The following is a 19,322-nucleotide window of genomic DNA, read 5'->3' as shown; positions in this document are numbered from 1 at the left end:
GCTTTTTTATTATTGGAACGTATCCACTGTATGCGGCTGCCGTAGAGGTTCCAGACGACCTTAGTAGTAGAAGGAGATAGCAACTTCGCAAGTTTTGCGTCGAACAAATAAACAGCAGCCTGAAATACAGGCGAAAAAATGTGGGAGCGGGCTTGCTTGCGAATGCAGTGGTTCAGTCAACTTATGCATCGACTGACACACTGCTTTCGCGAGCAAGCCCGCTCCCACATTAGGTCTGCGGCGTACTTTCTACCGGTTATTGGTTACTTACCGGTCCACTCGGCGACACGCTCAGGGTGCTTGGCGACCCAATCCTTGGCCGCTGCATCAGGCTTGGCGCCTTCTTGAATCGCCAGCATGACTTCGCCGATTTCATCCTTGGAGGCCCATTGGAATTTCTTCAGGAAGGCCGCGACTTCCGGCGCTTTCTTCTCCAGGCCCTTGCTGCCGATGCTGTTGACGGTTTCAGCAGCACCATAAATCCCTTTTGGATCGTCCAGGAAACGCAGTTTCCACTTGGCGAACATCCAGTGTGGCACCCAACCGGTGACCGCAATGGATTCCTGTTTGTCTTCGGCACGGGTCAGCTCGGCGATCATCGCCGCACCCGAGCTGGCTTGCAGCTTGTAGTCCAGGCCATAAGCCTTGATCGCCTCGTCGGTCTTGAGCATCACGCCTGAACCGGCGTCGATGCCGACGATCTTGTTCTTGAAGGTGGTGTCGGTCTTGAGGTCTTCAATGGACTTGGCCTTGACGTACTCCGGCACGATCAGGCCGATCTTCGCGTCCTTGAAGTTGGGGCCGTAGTCGACCACCTTGTCCTTGTTCTTGGCCCAGTACTCACCGTGGGTCACCGGCAGCCAGGCAGATAGCATGGCGTCGAGCTTGCCGGTGGCCACGCCCTGCCACATGATCCCGGTGGCGACCGCTTGCAGCTTGACGTCATAACCGAGCTTGGCCTTGATCACCTCTGCCGCCACGTGGGTGGTGGCAACGCTGTCGGACCAGCCATCCACATAGCCGATGCTCAGGGTCTTGCTGTCGGCGCTGGCCAGTGTGGAGCTCATCGCAACTACCAGAGTGGCAGCTGCGCCCAAGAGTCGTCGCATCTTCATAGTACTTCCCCGAAAGTGCTGCGCCCGGCGGATGCCGAGCGACGTCAACCTGTTGTTATGTGGTGCACCGCGCCCCCTTCACGCGCATCGATCACGGTAGTGCGCCGTCAGCGGAGTACTGACACTTCGATCATCAACCTGCTCGGGTGTTGGACCTGCTCTGTCAGCGACATCCTACAAGCAAGGAACGACATCACATCGCCAGCAGGATGCTTTGTAGGACTTGACGCCAAAATCCCGCCCGAACTTTGCATGTCAAAATTATGCAGCCCCACTGGGTCGGGCCAAATCCGGGTAAGATGCGCGCCTTTGCTCTTCCAGATAAGCCGACCATGCCCGCGACTGCCCGCTTCCCCGCCCTGCCCTATTGCTTCGCCTTGATCCTCGGCCTGCTGGCCCTGTTCGCTTACTGGTATGGCCTCGGCCGGCCCGTGGTGCTGCCTGATGTCGCCAGTGCCACGCACAAGATGCAGTGCGCGTCCTACACCCCATTCGATAAAGACCAATCGCCGTTCGACCAGCCGTTCACCCTGCGCCCCGAACGCATGGACGCTGACCTTGCGCTTCTGGCGACCCGCTTCGAGTGCATCCGCACCTACTCCATGACCGGCCTGGAAGCCTTGCCGGAGATGGCGCGCAAGCACGGGCTGAAAGTAATGGCCGGGGCCTGGGTCAGCAGTGACCCGGTGGCGACCGCAAAGGAAATCAACGAATTGATCGCTTCGGCCAACGCCCACCCGGATGTCGTGACTTCGGTGATCGTCGGCAACGAAGCCTTGCTGCGCAAGGAAGTGACCGCCAAGCAGCTGGTGGCGCTGATCCATACGGTCAAGAGCCAGATCAAGCAGCCGGTGACCTATGCAGATGTGTGGGAGTTCTGGCTGCAGCACCCGGAAATCGCGCCGGCGGTGGACTTCCTGACCATCCACCTTTTGCCGTACTGGGAAGATGACCCGTCGGGCATCGACCAGGCCCTCAAGCACGTGGGCGATGTGCGCCAGACCTTCGGCAACAAGTTTGCGCCCAAGGACATACTCATCGGTGAAACCGGCTGGCCGAGCGAAGGCCGCCAGCGCGAAACGGCCGTGCCGAGCCGGGTGAATGAAGCCAAGTTCATGCGCGGCTTCGTGGCCATGGCCGAGGCCAATGGCTGGCGTTACAACCTGATCGAAGCCTTTGACCAGCCGTGGAAGCGGGCCAGTGAAGGCGCCGTGGGTGGTTACTGGGGCCTGTTCGATGCCGATCGCCAGGACAAGGGCATCCTCGCCGGGCCGGTAACCAATGTGCCGTACTGGCCGCTATGGCTGGGCGTGGGTGGGATCATCCTGTTGGGCACCTTGGTGTTGGGCGGACGTGTACGCACTACCCGCGCGGCAATTGCCCTGCCACTGCTGGGTGCGGTAGCGGCCTGTTCCATTGGCACCTGGGCCGAGCTGACCCGCGTGACTGCGCGCTTTAATGATGAATGGGTGTGGGCGGGCTTGCTGGTGGTGTTGAACCTGCTGGTACTGGCCCATGCAGCACTGGCCCTGAGCTCGCGAGAAGCTTGGCGCGCACGCGCGTTCAATTGGTTGGAGCAGCGCGCGGGCTGGCTGGTGGCAATTGCCGGGTTTGCCGGTGCCGTGATGATGCTGGCGTTGGTGTTCGACCCACGCTACCGCAGCTTCCCGAGTGCCGCGCTGGTGTTGCCGGCCCTGGTGTACCTGGCGCGTCCGGTGACCGGACCACGTCGGGAGATTGCACTGCTGGCCTTTATCATCGGTGCGGGCATTGCGCCGCAGTTGTACCGTGAGGGGTTATTGAACCAGCAGGCTTGGGGCTGGGCGGTAGTGAGCCTGCTCATGACGGCAGCCTTGTGGCGCTGCTTGCGGGTACGCAAGATTTAACATCGCTACCGGGGGCAAGTCGAACCGTCGCACCGCCCCTCCCACATTTGGAATGCATTCCCCTGTGGGAGGGGCGGTGCGACGGTTCGACTTGCCCCCGATGAGGCCCCATCAAGCAACGCGGGGCTTCCTGACCAAGCGCAACCCCGCAATCACCACCGCAAACACCGCAAACGTGGTGTTGTACAGCGCCAGTGCCGGCAACCCGAACACCATCCCCAGCACCGCCAACCCCCAGCCCGCACGTCCCGGCACAAAAAATGCCAGCACCGACGTGATCAGCGCTGCCCAGCCCAGCACCTTGAAGTGGATCATCAACCCAAGGTTCGAACGCAGCTGGCATTCCCAGCGACTCGCCTCGTCCGCGCAGAGCCCCACCCACTGGCCATCCTCCATAAAGCCATAGCGCGCACCGTAACTGGCGGCCAGCCACAGTGGCAGTGCAATAAGCAGCAAAATCAGCGGGAAACGACGGGACATGGGGTACTCCGATAGGCAAAAACGGCGCTCAGCTTAATGCCCCGGCAGCCGTTAGCAAGGCGCATACACACAATTAGTGTTCACCAAAGCGTGGCAAAGTGTATCGTCTGGCTACTATTACCCCGATTCCGACGTTTTTTTCCGACATTTCGTGCCGCGTGATGGCACTTCGGCGACTGGACGGCGGTCATAGCCTGCGAACTTCACTAAGTACGTTTCCTCCTAGGGATTAAGTCATGCTCCGTTCCTTGCGCTGTGCTGCCTTGCTGGGCAGCCTTTTTCTGAGTGCGTCAGCACTGGCCGTCGACATCGACCAAGCCAGCTATGGCTACCCTTTGACCAACCCGTTTGAAGCGACTATCGCCACCACCCCGCCAGACCTACGGCCTAAGCTACCGAGTGATGACGAGATCAACCAATCCGACTACACCCTGAACATGCGCCCTGAGCGCGAGTTCAGCCTGCCGGACAACTTCTGGGCGGTGAAGAAGCTCACCTACCGCATCGCCAAGCAGGACCGCGCCGCGCCGCTGATCTTCCTGATCGCAGGCACCGGTGCGCGGTTTGACAGTAGCATCAACGAATACCTGAAAAAGCTGTATTACCAGGCCGGCTACCACGTGGTGCAGCTGTCGTCGCCGACCAGCTTCGACTTCATCAGCGCCGCCTCGCGTTTTGCCACCCCGGGGATCACCCAGGAAGACGCGGAAGACATGTACCGCGTGATGCAAGCCGTGCGCGCGCAAAACGCTTCGCTGCCAGTGACTGACTTCTACCTCACCGGCTACAGCCTCGGTGCCCTGGATGCAGCGTTCGTCAGCAAACTCGACGAGACCCGTCGCAGCTTCAACTTCAAGAAAGTGCTGCTGCTGAACCCGCCGGTCAACCTCTATACCTCGATCACCAACCTCGACAAGCTGGTGCAGACCGAGGTCAAGGGCATCAATAACACCACCACCTTCTATGAGCTGGTGCTGAACAAGCTGACCCGCTACTTCCAGCAGAAGGGCTACATCGACCTGAACGACGCCCTGCTCTATGACTTCCAGCAATCCAAACAGCACCTGACCAACGAACAGATGGCCATGCTGATCGGCACCTCGTTCCGGTTCTCGGCGGCTGACATCGCCTTTACCTCGGACTTGATCAACCGCCGTGGCTTGATCATCCCGCCGAAATACCCGATCACCGAAGGCACCAGCCTCACGCCGTTCCTCAAGCGTGCACTGCAATGTGACTTCGACTGCTACCTCACCGAACAAGTGATCCCGATGTGGCGCGCCCGTTCCGACGGCGGCAGCCTGTTGCAACTGGTCGACCAGGTCAGCCTGTATGCCCTCAAGGACTACCTGCACACCAACCCGAAGATCGCCGTCATGCACAACGCCGACGACGTGATCCTCGGCCCTGGTGACCTCGGTTTCCTGCGTAAAACCTTCGGCGATCGCTTGACCGTCTACCCGCTGGGCGGCCACTGCGGCAACCTCAATTACCGCGTCAACGCCGACGCCATGCTGGAGTTCTTCCGTGGCTAAATATCTTCTGCTGCTTGCCGCCTTGATGTGCGCGGGCGTTGCCAATGCCGACAACAGCAAGGCCCACGAGCCGGTCAATGTCGGCGCCGACGGTTTCAAGGAGCCGCTGACCAAGCTCAAGTTCAACCCAGGGCTGGACCAGCGTGAGTTCGAGCGCTCGTCGCTCACCGCACTCAACGTGTATGACCCGCTGGAATCGTGGAACCGTCGCGTGTACCACTTCAACTACCGCTTCGACCAATGGGTGTTCCTGCCGGTGGTCAACGGCTACACCTATGTGACCCCCAGCTTCCTGCGGACCGGCGTGAGCAACTTCTTCAACAACCTGGGCGATGTGCCCAACCTGTTGAACAGCCTGCTGCAGCTCAAGGGCCACCGCTCGCTGGAAACCACCGGCCGCCTGCTGGTCAACACCACCATCGGCATCGCCGGCCTGTGGGACCCGGCCACCGCCATGGGCCTGCCGCGCCAGAGCGAAGATTTCGGCCAGACGCTGGGCTTCTACGGCGTGCCCGGCGGCGCTTACCTGGTGCTGCCGATCTTCGGGCCGTCGAACCTGCGCGACACCACCGGCCTGATCGTCGACTACGGCGCGGAAACCCAGATCAACTTCCTCAACGTGTCCGAAGTCAGCTCCAACCACCCGGAAATCTGGGCATTGCGTGCAGTGGACAAGCGTTATCAGACCAGCTTCCGGTATGGCCAGATGAACTCGCCGTTCGAGTACGAGAAGGTGCGCTACATCTATACGGAATCGCGAAAGCTGCAGATTGCCGAGTAACCGCCCACAAAAAAGGCCATTCGATTGAATGGCCTTTTTTATTGTCGCGCGATCAAGCCTTAGCAGTTTTCCAGAGCTTGCCCACCCCGCTGACCACCGCCAACACCACCGCCCCGGCAATGATCCCCGCCACGCCATTCAGCAGCGTCGGCACCAACCACGCCACCCCACCTGCGCCCTGGCTCACCGTCTCGATCCAGTGATGCACCACCGGCACGCCATGGGTGAGAATCCCGCCGCCCACCAGGAACATCGCCGCCGTACCGATCACCGACAGGCTCTTCATCATGTAGGGCGCCGCGCGCAGAATGGCGCCGCCGATACTGCGCGCCATCTGGCCGGGCTTCTGGGTGAGCCACAGGCCCAGGTCATCCAGCTTGACGATGCCGGCCACCAGCCCGTAGACGCCCACGGTCATGACGATAGCGATACCGGACAGCACGACCACCTGCTGCATCAGTGGCGCATCAGCCACGGTGCCAAGGGTGATGGCGATGATCTCGGCCGAGAGAATGAAGTCAGTGCGGATGGCGCCTTTGATCTTGTCCTTTTCGAAGGCCACCAGGTCGGTGGCCGGATCGGCCACGGCCTCGACCAACTGCGCATGTTCAGCATGATCGTCGGCCTTGCTGTGGAGGAATTTATGCGCCAGCTTCTCGAAACCTTCGAAGCACAGGTAGGCACCGCCGAGCATCAGCAGCGGCGTCACCGCCCACGGTGCGAATGCACTAATCAGCAAGGCGGCCGGCACCAGGATCAACTTGTTGACGAACGAACCTTTCGCCACTGCCCACACCACGGGGATTTCCCGCTCGGCGCGCACCCCGGAGACCTGCTGGGCATTGAGCGCCAGGTCATCGCCGAGCACGCCGGCGGTTTTCTTCGCCGCCATTTTTGTCATCAGGGCTACGTCATCGAGTACCGCGGCGATATCGTCGATCAACACCAACAAGCTGCTTCCTGCCATGAATCGGGCTTCCATTAGAGAGGGATGCGCCGAGCATAGCGCGGCGCAACGCTTTACGGGCACATTGTTGAGGCCCGCAGATGGCCGGTGCTACCATGCGCAACCGCCTGTCATGGCAAGGAATCACTGGGTTTATGAGCACCATTCGCGAGCGCAATAAAGAAAAGATCCTGCGGGCGGCGAGCGAGGAGTTCGCCGACAAAGGCTTCGCCGCGACCAAAACCAGCGACATCGCCGCCAAGGCCGGGCTGCCCAAGCCCAACGTCTACTACTACTTCAAGTCCAAGGACAACCTCTACCGCGAGGTGCTCGAAAGCATCATCGAGCCGATCCTGGCCGCTTCCACACCGTTCAACCCGGACGGCGCGCCCAAGGAAGTACTGAGCAACTACATCCGCTCGAAAATCCGTATCTCCCGCGACCTGCCATTTGCCTCCAAGGTCTTTGCCAGCGAAATCATGCACGGCGCCCCGCACCTCAGCGCCGACCAGGTCGAACAGCTCAACGCCCAGGCCAAGCACAACATCGCCTGTATCCAGGACTGGGTGGATCGCGGCCTGATCGCGGCGATTGATCCCAACCACCTGATGTTCAGTATCTGGGCAGCCACGCAGACCTATGCGGATTTCGACTGGCAGATCTCGGCGGTGACCGGGAAGGCCAAGCTGGATGAAGCGGATTATGAAGCGGCGGCGCAGACGATTATTCGGTTGGTGTTGAAGGGGTGTGAGCCGGACTGATACACCGCGGTGCCTGTGCCATTCGCGAGCAAGTCGAGTCGTCGCACCGCCGCTCCCACAGGTGTTTTGTGCCAGACACACCATGTATGAACACCGCAAAACCACTGTGGGAGAGGGCTAGCTCGCGAAAGCGCCCTCCCAGACACATCCTGCCAAAAGCCTGCCAATCAGCATCAGCCATCGAGATCTAGCCTCTCAGGACACCATCTGAAGAGAGGCCAAGGAATGCCTGATCAACCCGCTTCAAATCGTCTGCGTATTGGTCGCTATGACGAGCCCAATCGCATCTATTTGTTGACCAGCAACACCCTTGATCGAATACCTATATTCAATGATTTCAAACTGGGTCGCCTGGTCGTACAGCAGTTCAGGATTGCCCAGAATCAGGGATTGGTGACTTCCCTGGCCTGGGTAGTGATGCCCGATCATTTCCATTGGTTGATCTCCCTGGAAAAGGGCTCGCTTGCCGATCTGATGCGTCAGGTGAAGTCTAAAAGCACGCGAATCGTAAATGCGGTTTCCGGCCGTCAAGGACGTCTATGGCAACCAGGTTTCCATGACCATGCCGTACGGCGGGAAGAAAGCCTTGAAGGAATAGCCCGGTACATCGTGGCCAACCCTCTGCGGGCGGGCCTCGTGAAGAAGTTTGGCGACTACCCTCTGTGGGACGCCATTTGGCTTTGACGGGGTACCGAGTCGCTGTCATCGCGGGCAAGCCCGCTCCCACATTTGAACGAATTCACAAATATAAATGTGTGAACCCAATCAAGTGTGGGAGCGGGCTTGCCCGCGATAAGGCCCGACAGATCAGCAAAAAACTAGGCAGACACCCCCGCATCCGCCATCAACCCCACCCCTTCGATCGCCGTGATCGCACACTGCTCATCAATGTCCGACGTATCCCCGCTGATCCCGATCGCCCCCAGCACCGCACCTTCCGGATTTCGAATCAATACCCCACCCGGCGCAGGCACCACGCTGCCCTGCCCCAGGCTGTTCAGCGCAGCGATAAACGCCGGGCGTTGCTGTGCGTCCAGTGCCAGCAGGCGCGAGCCCTTGCCAAGGGCAATTGCGCCCCAGGCCTTGCCGATGGCGATTTGCGGGCGCAGCAGGCTGGCGCCGTCTTCGCGTTGCAGGGTGATCAAATGGCCGCCGCTGTCGAGCACGGCGATGGTCAGCGGCGCAGCGCAGATGGTGCGCCCTGCACTGAGGGCCTGGCTGGCCAGCTGGGTAGCGAGTTTCAAGGTTAAAGCGCTCATGGTGCCGTCCTTCTTTTGTTATTGGGAAAGCGGTGGAGGTCTGAATGATCAGATGCTCGATCAAACAAATAGAACACAATGAATTTTTATTTTGTATACAATATTTTCGCACAAAGGCTCCACACGTCGAAAAAAGTGCTTCCGACGAACGCAAAGGCCAGATTAGAAAATGCATTGACCTGCGCCGCCCGCCGTGAATACACTTTGAACAGACACCACTTGTATACAATTACAAAACGCAAGAGGCACCAAAATCATGAGCAAAATGAGAGCAATCGAAGCCGCAGTCCTGGTGATGCGCCGTGAAGGCGTAGACACCGCCTTCGGTATCCCAGGCGCCGCGATCAACCCGCTGTACTCGGCCTTGCAGAAAGTGGGTGGCATCGATCACGTCCTTGCTCGCCACGTTGAAGGCGCCTCCCATATGGCCGAGGGCTACACCCGCACCAAGGCCGGCAATATCGGCGTGTGCATCGGTACCTCGGGCCCGGCGGGCACCGACATGGTCACCGGCCTGTACAGTGCCTCGGCCGACTCGATCCCGATCCTGTGCATTACCGGGCAGGCCCCCCGCGCCCGGATGCACAAGGAAGACTTCCAGGCCGTGGACATCACCAGCATCGTCAAGCCGGTGACCAAGTGGGCGACCACCGTCCTGGAGCCGGGCCAGGTGCCCTACGCCTTCCAGAAAGCCTTCTACGAAATGCGCTCCGGCCGCCCAGGCCCGGTGCTGATCGACCTGCCGTTCGACGTGCAGATGGCCGAGATCGAATTCGACATCGACGCCTACCAGCCGCTGCCCCTGGCCAAGCCTTTGGCAACGCGCATCCAGGTCGAGAAAGCCCTGGCCCTGCTGGACCAGGCCGAACGCCCACTGCTGGTCAGCGGTGGTGGCGTGATCAACGCCGACGCCAGCGAGCTGCTGGTTGAATTCGCGGAACTCACCGGCATCCCGGTTATCCCGACCCTGATGGGCTGGGGCACCATCCCGGACGATCACCCGCAAATGGTGGGCATGGTCGGCCTGCAAACCTCCCACCGTTATGGCAACGCCACGCTGCTCAAGTCAGACGTGGTGCTGGGCATCGGCAACCGCTGGGCCAACCGTCACACCGGTTCGGTCGAGGTCTACACCGAGGGCCGCACGTTCATTCACGTCGATATCGAGCCGACGCAGATTGGCCGCGTATTTACCCCTGACCTGGGCATCGTCTCCGACGCCGGTTCCGCGCTGACGATGTTTATTGAAGTGGCCCGCGAGTGGAAAGCCGCCGGCAAGCTCAAGGACCGCAGTGCCTGGCTGAACGACTGCCAGCAGCGCAAAGCCACCCTGCACCGCAAGACGCACTTCGACAACGTGCCGGTCAAGCCACAGCGCGTTTATGAAGAAATGAACCAGGTGTTTGGCAAAGACACCTGCTACGTCAGCACCATCGGCCTGTCGCAGATTGCCGGCGCGCAATTCCTGCATGTGTACAAGCCACGTCACTGGATCAACTGCGGCCAGGCCGGACCGTTGGGCTGGACCATCCCCGCCGCCCTCGGCGTGGTCAAGGCCGACCCGAGCCGCAAGGTGGTGGCGCTGTCGGGTGACTACGACTTCCAGTTCATGATCGAAGAACTGGCCGTGGGTGCGCAATTCAAGCTGCCGTACATCCACGTGGTGGTGAACAACTCCTACTTGGGCTTGATCCGCCAGGCCCAGCGCGGGTTTGAAATGGACTACTGCGTGCAGCTGTCTTTCGACAACCTCAACGCGCCGGAACTCAACGGCTATGGCGTAGACCACGTCGCCGTCGCCGAAGGCCTGGGTTGCAAGGCCCTGCGTGTGTTCGAGCCAAGCCAGATCGCGCCGGCCCTGCGCCGCGCCGAGGAAATGATCGAAGAATTCAAGGTTCCGGTGATCGTTGAGATTATTCTGGAACGCGTGACCAACATTTCCATGGGCACCGAGATCAACGCCGTCAACGAATTCGAAGATCTGGCCCTGGTCGGCAACGATGCGCCGACTGCCATTTCCCTGCTCGATTAAGGAGAACCTTATGCCGCGTTTCGCCGCCAACCTGTCCATGCTGTTTACCGAACAGGACTTCCTTGCCCGTTTCAAAGCGGCCGCCGATGCCGGCTTCCAAGGGGTCGAGTACCTGTTCCCGTATGAATTCAGCTCTGCCGAAATCAAGGCACAACTCGACGCCCACGGCCTGACCCAGGTGCTGTTCAACCTGCCGGCCGGTGACTGGGCCAAGGGCGAACGCGGCCTGGCGTGCCACCCGGACCGGGTCGAGGAATTCCGTGCCGGGGTCAAGCTGGCGATCGCCTATGCACAAGTGCTGGGCAATACCCAGATCAACTGCCTGGCGGGCATCCGGCCACAAGGCGTTGACGACGAAACCCTGGAAAAAACCTTCGTCGCCAACCTCAAGTACGCCGCTGAAAAACTGCAAGCGGTGGGCATCAAGCTGGTGATGGAAGCGATCAACACCCGCGACATCCCAGGCTTCTACCTGAACAACACGGCGCAGGCCCTGTCGATTCGCGAGCAGGTCGGCAGCGACAACCTGTTCCTGCAATACGACATCTACCATATGCAAATCATGGAAGGCGACCTGGCCCGCACCATGGCCGCGCACTTGGAAGAGATCAACCACATCCAGCTGGCCGACAACCCGGGCCGCAACGAGCCGGGCACCGGGGAGATCAACTACCGCTTCCTGTTCGAACACCTGGACCGCATCGGTTACCAGGGTTGGGTCGGCTGCGAATACAAGCCGCTGACCACTACCGAAGCGGGTCTGGGCTGGCTCAAAACCCATAACGCCATCTAACCAACGCCCCAAAACCCCTATGTGGGGGGCGGGCTTGCTCGCGAAAGCGGTGTATCAGTCGACGCACCTGTTGAATGAAAGACCTTCGCGAGCAAGCCCGCTCCCACATTTAGACCTCCTGTGTTTGGCAGACCGGGTCAGGTCTGCCCATCGAATAAAAAGAGGAATTGATCATGGCTAAAATCGGATTCATCGGCACCGGCATCATGGGCCAACCCATGGCCGCTAACCTGCAGAAAGCAGGTCACCAACTGTTCCTCTCCGAACACCACGGCAAGGCCCCGCAAGCCCTGATCGATGCTGGCGCCGTGGCCCTGGCCAGCCCACAGCAAGTGGCGCAGGAAGCCGAGTTCATCATTGTGATGGTGCCCGACACCCCACAGGTCGATGATGTGCTGTTCCGCAAAGACGGCGTGGCGGCAGGCCTGTCGCCAAACAAAGTCGTGATCGACATGAGCTCGATCTCCCCCACCGCCACCAAGGCGTTCGCGGCGAAGATCAACGAGGTCGGCGCGCAATACCTGGATGCGCCGGTGTCCGGTGGTGAAGTCGGCGCCAAAGCCGGCACCCTGAGCATCATGATCGGCGGCGAGCCGCAGACCTTTGAACGCGCCTTGCCGCTGTTCCAGGCCATGGGCAAGAACATCACCCTGGTGGGCGGCAATGGTGATGGCCAGACCGCCAAGGTCGCCAACCAGATCATCGTGGCGCTGAACATCCAGGCGGTGGCCGAAGCGTTGCTGTTCGCCGCCAAGAACGGCGCCGACCCGGCCAAGGTGCGTGAAGCGCTGATGGGTGGGTTTGCTTCGTCGAAAATCCTCGAAGTGCATGGCGAGCGCATGATCAAGGGCACCTTCGATCCGGGCTTTCGTATCAACCTGCACCAGAAGGACCTCAACCTGGCCCTGGCCGGTGCGAAGGAGTTGGGGATCAACCTGCCGAACACCGCCGGCACCCAGCAGGTGTTCAGTACGTGCACGGCGATTGGCGGCGGTAACTGGGACCATTCGGCGCTGATCAAGGGCCTGGAACATATGGCGAATTTCTCGATTCGCGATAAGTAAGTGTTCACTTGAAATGCAATCCAGTGTGGGAGCTGGCTTGCCTGCGATAGCGGTCTTCCAGCTAGAGATTTGCTGCCTGACACACTGCTATCGCAGGCAAGCCAGCTCCCACCTTTAATCCCTATTCCAAGTCTCACCCCTAATAACAAGAATCCCCGGGAGCCCGCTTATGTCGGTCGATCCGCAACACCTGCTTCGCGAGCTGTTTGCCACAGCCATCGACGCCGCCCACCCCCGGCAAGTCCTCGAACCCTACCTGCCCGCCGACCGCAGTGGCCGTGTGATCGTAATCGGTGCCGGCAAGGCCGCCGCCGCCATGGCCCTGGTTGTCGAAAACTGCTGGCAGGGCGAAGTCACCGGCCTGGTGGTCACCCGCTACGGCCATGGCGCGCCGTGCAAGAAAATCGAAGTGGTCGAAGCCGCCCACCCGGTGCCCGACGCCGCTGGCCTGGCCGTGGCCCAGCGCGTGTTGGCGTTGATCAGCAACCTTGGCGAAGACGACCGTGTGATCTTCCTGCTGTCCGGCGGCGGCTCTGCCCTGCTGGCACTGCCCGCCGAAGGCATCACCCTGGCCGACAAGCAGGCCATCAACAAAGCCCTGCTCAAATCCGGCGCCACCATTGGCGAGATGAATTGCGTGCGCAAGCACCTCTCGGCGATCAAGGGCGGTCGCCTGGCGAAAGCAGCCTGGCCGGCCACGGTGTACACCTATGCGATTTCCGATGTGCCGGGCGACCAGCCCACGGTGATCGCCTCCGGCCCCACGGTCGGCGACCCGAGCACCTCGCAACAGGCCCTGGCGATCCTCAAGCGGTATGGCATCGAAGTCCCCGCCGCGGTACGCAGTTGGTTGCAGAACCCGGCCTCGGAAACCGTCAAGCCTGGCGACCCAGTGCTCTCGCGCAGCCACTTTCAACTGATCGCACGCCCCCAGCAATCCCTCGAAGCGGTGGCGGTAAAAGTCCGCCAGGCCGGGTTCAGCCCGTTGATCCTCGGCGACCTCGAAGGCGAAGCGCGGGACGTGGCCAAGGTGCACGCCGGCATCGCCCGGCAGATCGTCCAGCATGGCCAGCCGCTGGCGGCGCCGTGCGTGATCCTCTCCGGTGGCGAAACCACCGTGACCGTGCGCGGCAATGGCCGTGGCGGGCGCAATGCGGAATTCCTGCTGAGCCTCACCGACAGCCTCAAGGGCCTGCCCGGCGTGTATGCCCTGGCCGGTGACACCGACGGCATCGACGGCTCGGAAGACAACGCCGGCGCGATCATGACCCCGTGCAGTTACCGGCGCGCCGAAGCCCTCGGCCTGTCGGCCAGCGACGAGTTGGATAACAACAATGGCTACGGCTATTTCGCCGCCCTCGACGGTTTGATCGTCACCGAGCCGACGCGCACCAACGTCAACGACTTTCGCGCCATCCTGATCCTTGAGACTGCCAAACATGACGCCTGACAAAAAGGTCAAAATCCTCGCCACCCTAGGCCCGGCTACCGACGGTATCGATGACATCCGCGAGCTCGTGGAAGCCGGGGTGAATATCTTCCGGCTCAACTTCAGCCACGGCGACCACGCCGACCATGCACAACGCTACCAGTGGATTCGCCAGGTGGAGCGCCAGTTGAATTACCCGCTGGGCATCCTCATGGACCTGCAAGGGCCGAAGCTGCGGGTCGGGCGTTTTGCCGAGGGCAAGGTGCAGTTGGTGCGCGGCCAGGCCCTGCGCCTGGACCTGGACCCGACCCCGGGCGATCAGCGCCGGGTCAACCTGCCCCACCCGGAAATCATCCAGGCCCTTGAGCCCGGCATGGACTTGCTGCTGGATGACGGCAAATTGCGCCTGCGGGTGATCACCAAACATGCCGACGCCATCGACACCACCGTGCTCAATGGCGGCGAATTGTCGGACCGCAAAGGTGTAAACGTTCCACAAGCCCTGCTGGAACTGAGCCCACTGACCGCCAAGGATCGGCGCGACCTGAGCTTCGGCCTGGAACTGGGTGTGGACTGGGTGGCACTGTCGTTCGTGCAGCGCCCGGAAGATATCCGCGAAGCCCGTGAGCTGATCGGCGACAAGGCCTTCCTGATGGCCAAGATCGAGAAACCCTCGGCCGTGCAGCGCCTGCAGGAAATCGCCGAACTGAGCGATGCAATCATGGTGGCCAGAGGCGACCTGGGCGTGGAAGTGCCGGCCGAGAGCGTGCCGCAGATCCAGAAGGACATCATCAGTACCTGCCGCCAGCTGGGCAAACCGGTGGTGGTGGCGACGCAGATGCTGGAGTCCATGCGCTTCTCTCCGGCGCCGACCCGTGCCGAAGTCACCGATGTCGCCAATGCCGTGGCCGAAGGCGCCGACGCGGTGATGCTGTCAGCGGAGACCGCCTCCGGCGAATACCCACTGGAAGCCGTGCAGATGATGAGCAAGATCATCCGCCAGGTGGAAAACGGCCCGGACTACCAGACCCAACTGGATGTCAGCCGGCCCAAGGCGGATGCCACGGTGTCGGACGCCATCAGCTGCGCGATCCGCCGTATCAGCAGCATCCTTCCGGTGGCGGTACTGGTGAACTACAGCGAGTCCGGCAGCTCCAGCCTGCGCGCGGCGCGGGAGCGGCCGGTAGCGCCGATCCTCAACCTCACGCCCAACCTGTCCACGGCGCGGCGCTTGAGCGTGGCGTGGGGCGTGCATTCGGTGGTCAATGACCGGCTGCGCCAGGTGGATGAGGTGTGCTCCACGGCGCTGGAGATTGCCCAGGCACAGGGGATGGCGGAGCGTGGGGATACGTTGGTGATTACGGCGGGGGTGCCGTTCGGGCAGCCGGGGTCGACCAACTCTTTGCGTATAGAGACGTTGATCTAGCGCCTGTTCGGGCCCCATCGCGGGCAAGCCCGGCTCCCACATTTTGATCTGCGAACACAGTCAAATGTGGGAACTGGCTTGCCTGCGATGGGGGCAACTCAGTCTCACTGACTAACCACCATGCACAACCCCACCTGCCCCGACTGGGCCGAAGCGCTGCTCAACGGCTTCAGCCAGATCTTCCTGCAACGCCAGCCGCTGTGCGGCCTGCTGTGCCTGCTGGCGATCCTGATCGGCGCGCCGACCTTGCTCGGCGGCGCCTTGTTGGGTGGCGTCGCGGGCTTGCTCACGGCCCAGCGCCGGGGCTATCCCAAGGCCGAGCGCCAGGCCGGGCTGTATAGCTACAACGGCGTACTGCTGGGCTTGTTGATCAGCCAGCACTTCGCCTGGTCGGCCTTGCTGCCACCGCTGATCCTGGCGGGCGGCGGCTTGAGTGCGATCCTCACGCGGCAATGGTTGAAGCACGCCAGCCAGCCGGATGACTTGCCGGCCTATACCGCGCCGTTTGTCCTGCTCGGCTGGTTGCTGATAGGCACAGTACCTGACAGCACCTTTAGCCTGAGCGAACCCGACACCCTGGCCGCGCTCACCGCGCCCTTCACCGGGCTGGCGCAAATCATGCTGCTGGACCAGCCAGTGGCCGGTGCCTTGATTGCACTGGGCCTGTGGCTGGCCAACCGCCGCGCCGCCGTATGGGCCTTGGTCGGCTCCACCGCCGGCGTGCTGATAGCGCTGTGGCTGCAAGAACCCGCCAGCGCCCTGCTCGGCCTGCACAGCTACAACCCGGCATTGGCGGCGCTGGCCCTGAGCCAGGTGCGTCGCCACCCCTGGTTGCCGCTGCTCGGCATCCTGCTGGCGATCCTTCTCACGCCAGGCTTCGCCGCCCTGCACCTGCCGGCATTGACCGCACCGTTCATCCTCGCCTGCTGGCTGGTGCGCGCAGGCGGTCGCGTGCTTCAGAAACCCCGCATGGACAGGCCCTTCGAATCCCCCTAGGCTTGCTCGAACTTCGTTTCAGGCGGGATTTATGGACAGCAACAACGACTGGCGCCAGCGGCTCTACGTCATGGTTTTTCAAAGTGACACGGTCGCCGGGCGGCGCTTTGACGGCATCTTGCTGCTGATCATCCTCGCCAGCCTGGTGATCGTGATGCTCGACAGCATCGACCAGATACACCAGAACTACGCCGATGTGCTGGCCTATATCGAATGGGGCTTCACGCTGATCTTCCTGATCGAATACGGGTTGCGCCTGTATTGCTCGCCGAAGCCGTTACGCTATGCCTTCAGCTTTTATGGGCTGGTGGATTTGCTTGCCATCGTCCCCGGCATCCTTGCGCTGTATTACAGCGACGCGCAGTACCTGCTGATTATCCGCATCATTCGGATGCTGCGGATCTTCCGCGTGCTCAAGCTCAGTCCGTACCTCAAGCAGGCCAACTACCTGATGGCGGCGCTGCGCGGCAGCAAGCAGAAGATCGTGGTGTTCCTGGTCAGCGTGTGCACGCTGGTCACGGTGTTCGGCACCTTGATGTACGTGATCGAAGGCCCGGAGCATGGCTTTACCAGCATTCCCAAGGGCATCTACTGGGCCATCGTGACCCTGACCACCGTAGGCTTTGGCGACATCGTGCCCAAGACCCCGCTGGGCCAGGTGATTTCGTCGCTGGTGATGATCACCGGTTATTCGATCATTGCCGTACCTACCGGTATTTTCACCGCCGAACTGGCCAGCGCCATGCGCGGCGAACAGCTGCAGACCGACTGCCCGGTGTGCAAGAAGAACAGCCATGAGCCGAATGCCGCCTTCTGCTCGCGCTGCGGGAGTAACCTTTTCCGTAAAGTGGAATAAGCAAAGTACGTTTTAATCTTTAAACGTCTATGCGGCGCCCGCTATAGTCGCTGGCAAATTGCCCCTACTCAATCGACCACCTTCTCGAACAACAAGGAATGAGCAGTGAAAAAACTCGTTAGCGCCTCCCTCCTGGCCGCCGGCCTTGCCCTGGCGGGCGCCGTCCAGGCCGCCCCCGTCACACTGCTCAACGTCTCCTACGACGTGATGCGCGATTTCTACAAGGACTACAACGCTGCGTTCCAGAAGCACTGGGAAGCCGAGCACCCGAACGACAAACTGACCCTGCAGATGTCCTTCGGCGGCTCCAGCAAACAAGCGCGCTCGGTGATCGACGGTCTGCCGGCTGACGTGATCACCATGAACATGGCCACCGACATCAACGCGTTGGTCGACAACGGCAAACTGGTGCCGGACAACTGGGTCACCCGCCTGCCGAACAACAGCGCGCCGTTCACCTCCGCCACCGTATTCATCGTGCGCAAAGGCAACCCGAAAGCACTGAAAGACTGGCCGGATCTGTTGAAAGACGGCGTGCAGGTGATCGTGCCCAACCCGAAAACCTCGGGTAATGGGCGCTACACCTACCTGTCGGCCTGGGGCTATGTGCTGAAGAACGGCGGCGACGAAAACAAGGCCAAGGCCTTTGTCGGCAAGTTGTTCAAGCAGGCACCGGTGCTGGACACCGGCGGCCGTGCCGCCACCACGACCTTCATGACCAACCAGATTGGCGACGTGCTAGTGACCTTCGAGAACGAAGCCGAGATGATCGCCCGTGAATTCGGCCGTGATCAGTTCGAAGTGATCTACCCAAGCGTCTCCGCCGAAGCCGAGCCGCCGGTGTCGGTGGTCGACAAAGTAGTCGAGAAGAAAGGCACCCGCGTGGCCGCCGAGGACTACCTGAAATACCTGTGGTCGCCGGAAGGCCAGGAAATCGCCGCCAACAACTACCTGCGTCCACGTGACCCGAAAGTGCTGGCCAAGTACACCGACCGCTTCCCGAAAGTCGACTTCCTGTCGGTAGAGAAGACCTTTGGTGACTGGCGTACCGTGCAGAAGACCCACTTCAATGATGGTGGGGTGTTTGACCAGATCTACTCCGGTCAATAACTGAATAAACGCGGTAAAACAGTGGGAGCGGGCTTGCTCGCGAATGCGGTGTGTCAGTCAACAGATTCATTGGCTGATCCACCGCATTCGCGAGCAAGCCCACTCCCACATTTGGTTCTGCGCCAGACTTTACATTGGCGGTGTCACACCATCTTTACCGGCTGAGATGGCCTGCGCGGTAATGGTCCCATCCGCCCCCTGCGCCGCAAACAACACCACCTTTACCCCCGGCTTGAGCAGGCTGCGATCGCCCGGTTCCAGGTTGACGATCGGCACATCCTCCGGCACCACGATCTTCTGTTCGCCGCCTTTGTATTTCACGGTCAACGTCCGCCCGTTGCTGACCACCAGGTCGCCGACGGTGCCGTTGGTCATGCTGCTGCCTTCCTTCAAATCAAATGCACGATGCCCGTCGCCGGTGCCGGCCATGGCCGGTGGAAACACGTGCACTTCCAGCGCCGTCAGGCTGCCGTCGGCGTTGGGCATGGCGGCGGAGCCGATGTAGCTGCCCGGCTTGATCTCATCGATCTTGGCCAGGGTGACTGCGCGCACCTGGGTAGCCGGGGTGAGGTGCACGATGACTTCCTCACCGCTATTGACCTTGACGTGCATCGCATCGCCCTCCATCGCCGTAATGGCGCCGCGTACACCTACGCGTGGGGCTTCGGCAGCCTGGGCCAGGCCCACAGCCATGGCGGCGGCGAGCGTGGAAGCCAGGAGCATTTTGTTCAACGTGATTTTCATGACCATCAATTTCCTGTTTCGGCAGTTGTGCCTGAATGTATCATCACCCTTCGCGCAGAAAGTTAACGATTCACTCATCATTACCGGGCATGAGTGTTATCACTGCCAG

At 61.1% G+C, this 19,322-nt stretch carries 18 protein-coding genes; 13 read left to right on the top strand and 5 right to left on the bottom strand.

From position 1 onward, the window contains the following. Positions 1 to 263: 263 nt before the first annotated feature. The gene (locus KHP07_RS24280) at positions 264 to 1,115 is read right to left on the bottom strand and encodes a glycine betaine ABC transporter substrate-binding protein (protein WP_099492436.1); all 852 of its coding nucleotides are present in this window, start codon (positions 1,113 to 1,115) and stop codon (positions 264 to 266) included. Between the two features lie 332 nt (positions 1,116 to 1,447). Between KHP07_RS24280 and KHP07_RS24275 the strand changes: the two genes are divergently transcribed. Continuing rightward, a complete protein-coding gene (locus KHP07_RS24275) occupies positions 1,448 to 3,001 on the top strand; it encodes a glycoside hydrolase family 17 protein (RefSeq protein ID WP_078047626.1) in 1,554 nt (517 codons plus the stop codon). Positions 3,002 to 3,112: 111 nt separating this feature from the next. Here KHP07_RS24275 and KHP07_RS24270 read toward each other — a convergent pair whose 3' ends face one another. After that, positions 3,113 to 3,481 (bottom strand): hypothetical protein, encoded by a 369-nt coding sequence (locus KHP07_RS24270; protein ID WP_214498158.1) that lies wholly within the window; start codon positions 3,479 to 3,481, stop codon positions 3,113 to 3,115. Positions 3,482 to 3,717: 236 nt separating this feature from the next. Between KHP07_RS24270 and mlaY the strand changes: the two genes are divergently transcribed. Both mlaY and KHP07_RS24260 read left to right on the top strand, forming a co-directional pair. Continuing rightward, a complete protein-coding gene (mlaY, locus tag KHP07_RS24265) occupies positions 3,718 to 5,016 on the top strand; it encodes a lipid asymmetry maintenance lipase MlaY (protein ID WP_078047624.1) in 1,299 nt (432 codons plus the stop codon). Then, positions 5,009 to 5,797 carry an MlaA family lipoprotein gene (locus KHP07_RS24260; protein WP_078047623.1) on the top strand — a complete coding sequence of 263 codons (789 nt, stop codon included), beginning with the start codon at positions 5,009 to 5,011 and terminating at the stop codon, positions 5,795 to 5,797. The genes mlaY and KHP07_RS24260 overlap by 8 nt, the downstream gene beginning before the upstream one ends. Before the next feature lie 52 nt (positions 5,798 to 5,849). Here KHP07_RS24260 and KHP07_RS24255 read toward each other — a convergent pair whose 3' ends face one another. Then, positions 5,850 to 6,764 (bottom strand): DUF808 domain-containing protein, encoded by a 915-nt coding sequence (locus KHP07_RS24255; protein ID WP_214498157.1) that lies wholly within the window; start codon positions 6,762 to 6,764, stop codon positions 5,850 to 5,852. A gap of 134 nt (positions 6,765 to 6,898) precedes the next feature. Between KHP07_RS24255 and KHP07_RS24250 the strand changes: the two genes are divergently transcribed. Both KHP07_RS24250 and KHP07_RS24245 read left to right on the top strand, forming a co-directional pair. Next, a complete protein-coding gene (locus tag KHP07_RS24250) occupies positions 6,899 to 7,504 on the top strand; it encodes a TetR/AcrR family transcriptional regulator (RefSeq protein WP_078047620.1) in 606 nt (201 codons plus the stop codon). Between the two features lie 225 nt (positions 7,505 to 7,729). Next, positions 7,730 to 8,188 (top strand): REP-associated tyrosine transposase, encoded by a 459-nt coding sequence (locus tag KHP07_RS24245; RefSeq protein WP_078047619.1) that lies wholly within the window; start codon positions 7,730 to 7,732, stop codon positions 8,186 to 8,188. Positions 8,189 to 8,322: 134 nt separating this feature from the next. On the opposite strand, the gene KHP07_RS24240 is transcribed toward KHP07_RS24245, so the two are convergent. Continuing rightward, the gene (locus tag KHP07_RS24240; protein ID WP_214498156.1) at positions 8,323 to 8,763 is read right to left on the bottom strand and encodes a GlcG/HbpS family heme-binding protein; all 441 of its coding nucleotides are present in this window, start codon (positions 8,761 to 8,763) and stop codon (positions 8,323 to 8,325) included. 256 nt (positions 8,764 to 9,019) lie between these two features. On the opposite strand from KHP07_RS24240, the gene gcl reads away from it, so the two are divergent. From gcl to KHP07_RS24200, 8 genes are all read left to right on the top strand, one after another. Then, positions 9,020 to 10,795 (top strand): glyoxylate carboligase, encoded by a 1,776-nt coding sequence (gene gcl, locus KHP07_RS24235; RefSeq protein ID WP_078047617.1) that lies wholly within the window; start codon positions 9,020 to 9,022, stop codon positions 10,793 to 10,795. Positions 10,796 to 10,805: 10 nt separating this feature from the next. Further along, entirely contained in the window at positions 10,806 to 11,588 is a 783-nt protein-coding gene (gene hyi, locus KHP07_RS24230; RefSeq protein ID WP_078047616.1) for a hydroxypyruvate isomerase, read from the top strand. Positions 11,589 to 11,761: 173 nt separating this feature from the next. Further along, the gene (locus KHP07_RS24225; RefSeq protein WP_078047615.1) at positions 11,762 to 12,652 is read left to right on the top strand and encodes a 2-hydroxy-3-oxopropionate reductase; all 891 of its coding nucleotides are present in this window, start codon (positions 11,762 to 11,764) and stop codon (positions 12,650 to 12,652) included. Positions 12,653 to 12,821: 169 nt separating this feature from the next. Continuing rightward, positions 12,822 to 14,102 (top strand): glycerate kinase type-2 family protein, encoded by a 1,281-nt coding sequence (locus KHP07_RS24220; protein WP_078047614.1) that lies wholly within the window; start codon positions 12,822 to 12,824, stop codon positions 14,100 to 14,102. Beyond that, positions 14,092 to 15,507, top strand: a complete 1,416-nt coding sequence (pyk, locus tag KHP07_RS24215; protein WP_078047613.1) for a pyruvate kinase — start codon at positions 14,092 to 14,094, stop codon at positions 15,505 to 15,507. Before KHP07_RS24220 ends, pyk begins: the two co-directional genes overlap by 11 nt. A gap of 120 nt (positions 15,508 to 15,627) precedes the next feature. After that, positions 15,628 to 16,503, top strand: a complete 876-nt coding sequence (locus KHP07_RS24210; protein ID WP_214498155.1) for an urea transporter — start codon at positions 15,628 to 15,630, stop codon at positions 16,501 to 16,503. A 31-nt stretch (positions 16,504 to 16,534) separates the two neighbouring features. Further along, complete coding sequence (locus KHP07_RS24205) at positions 16,535 to 17,359, top strand: ion transporter (protein WP_028615697.1); 825 nt, start codon at positions 16,535 to 16,537, stop codon at positions 17,357 to 17,359. A gap of 105 nt (positions 17,360 to 17,464) precedes the next feature. Further along, complete coding sequence (locus KHP07_RS24200) at positions 17,465 to 18,469, top strand: sulfate ABC transporter substrate-binding protein (RefSeq protein WP_033897617.1); 1,005 nt, start codon at positions 17,465 to 17,467, stop codon at positions 18,467 to 18,469. A 129-nt stretch (positions 18,470 to 18,598) separates the two neighbouring features. Here the strand turns inward: KHP07_RS24200 and KHP07_RS24195 are convergent, their stop codons facing one another. Then, positions 18,599 to 19,213: a DUF5666 domain-containing protein gene (locus tag KHP07_RS24195; RefSeq protein ID WP_078047611.1), complete on the bottom strand. Its 615-nt coding sequence runs from the start codon at positions 19,211 to 19,213 to the stop codon at positions 18,599 to 18,601. Between the last annotated feature and the right edge of the window lie 109 nt (positions 19,214 to 19,322).

The organism is Pseudomonas sp. VS40 (assembly GCF_018587885.1).
Classification (GTDB): domain Bacteria; phylum Pseudomonadota; class Gammaproteobacteria; order Pseudomonadales; family Pseudomonadaceae; genus Aquipseudomonas; species Aquipseudomonas pergaminensis.
This window is presented reverse-complemented; position numbering and strand designations above follow the sequence as displayed.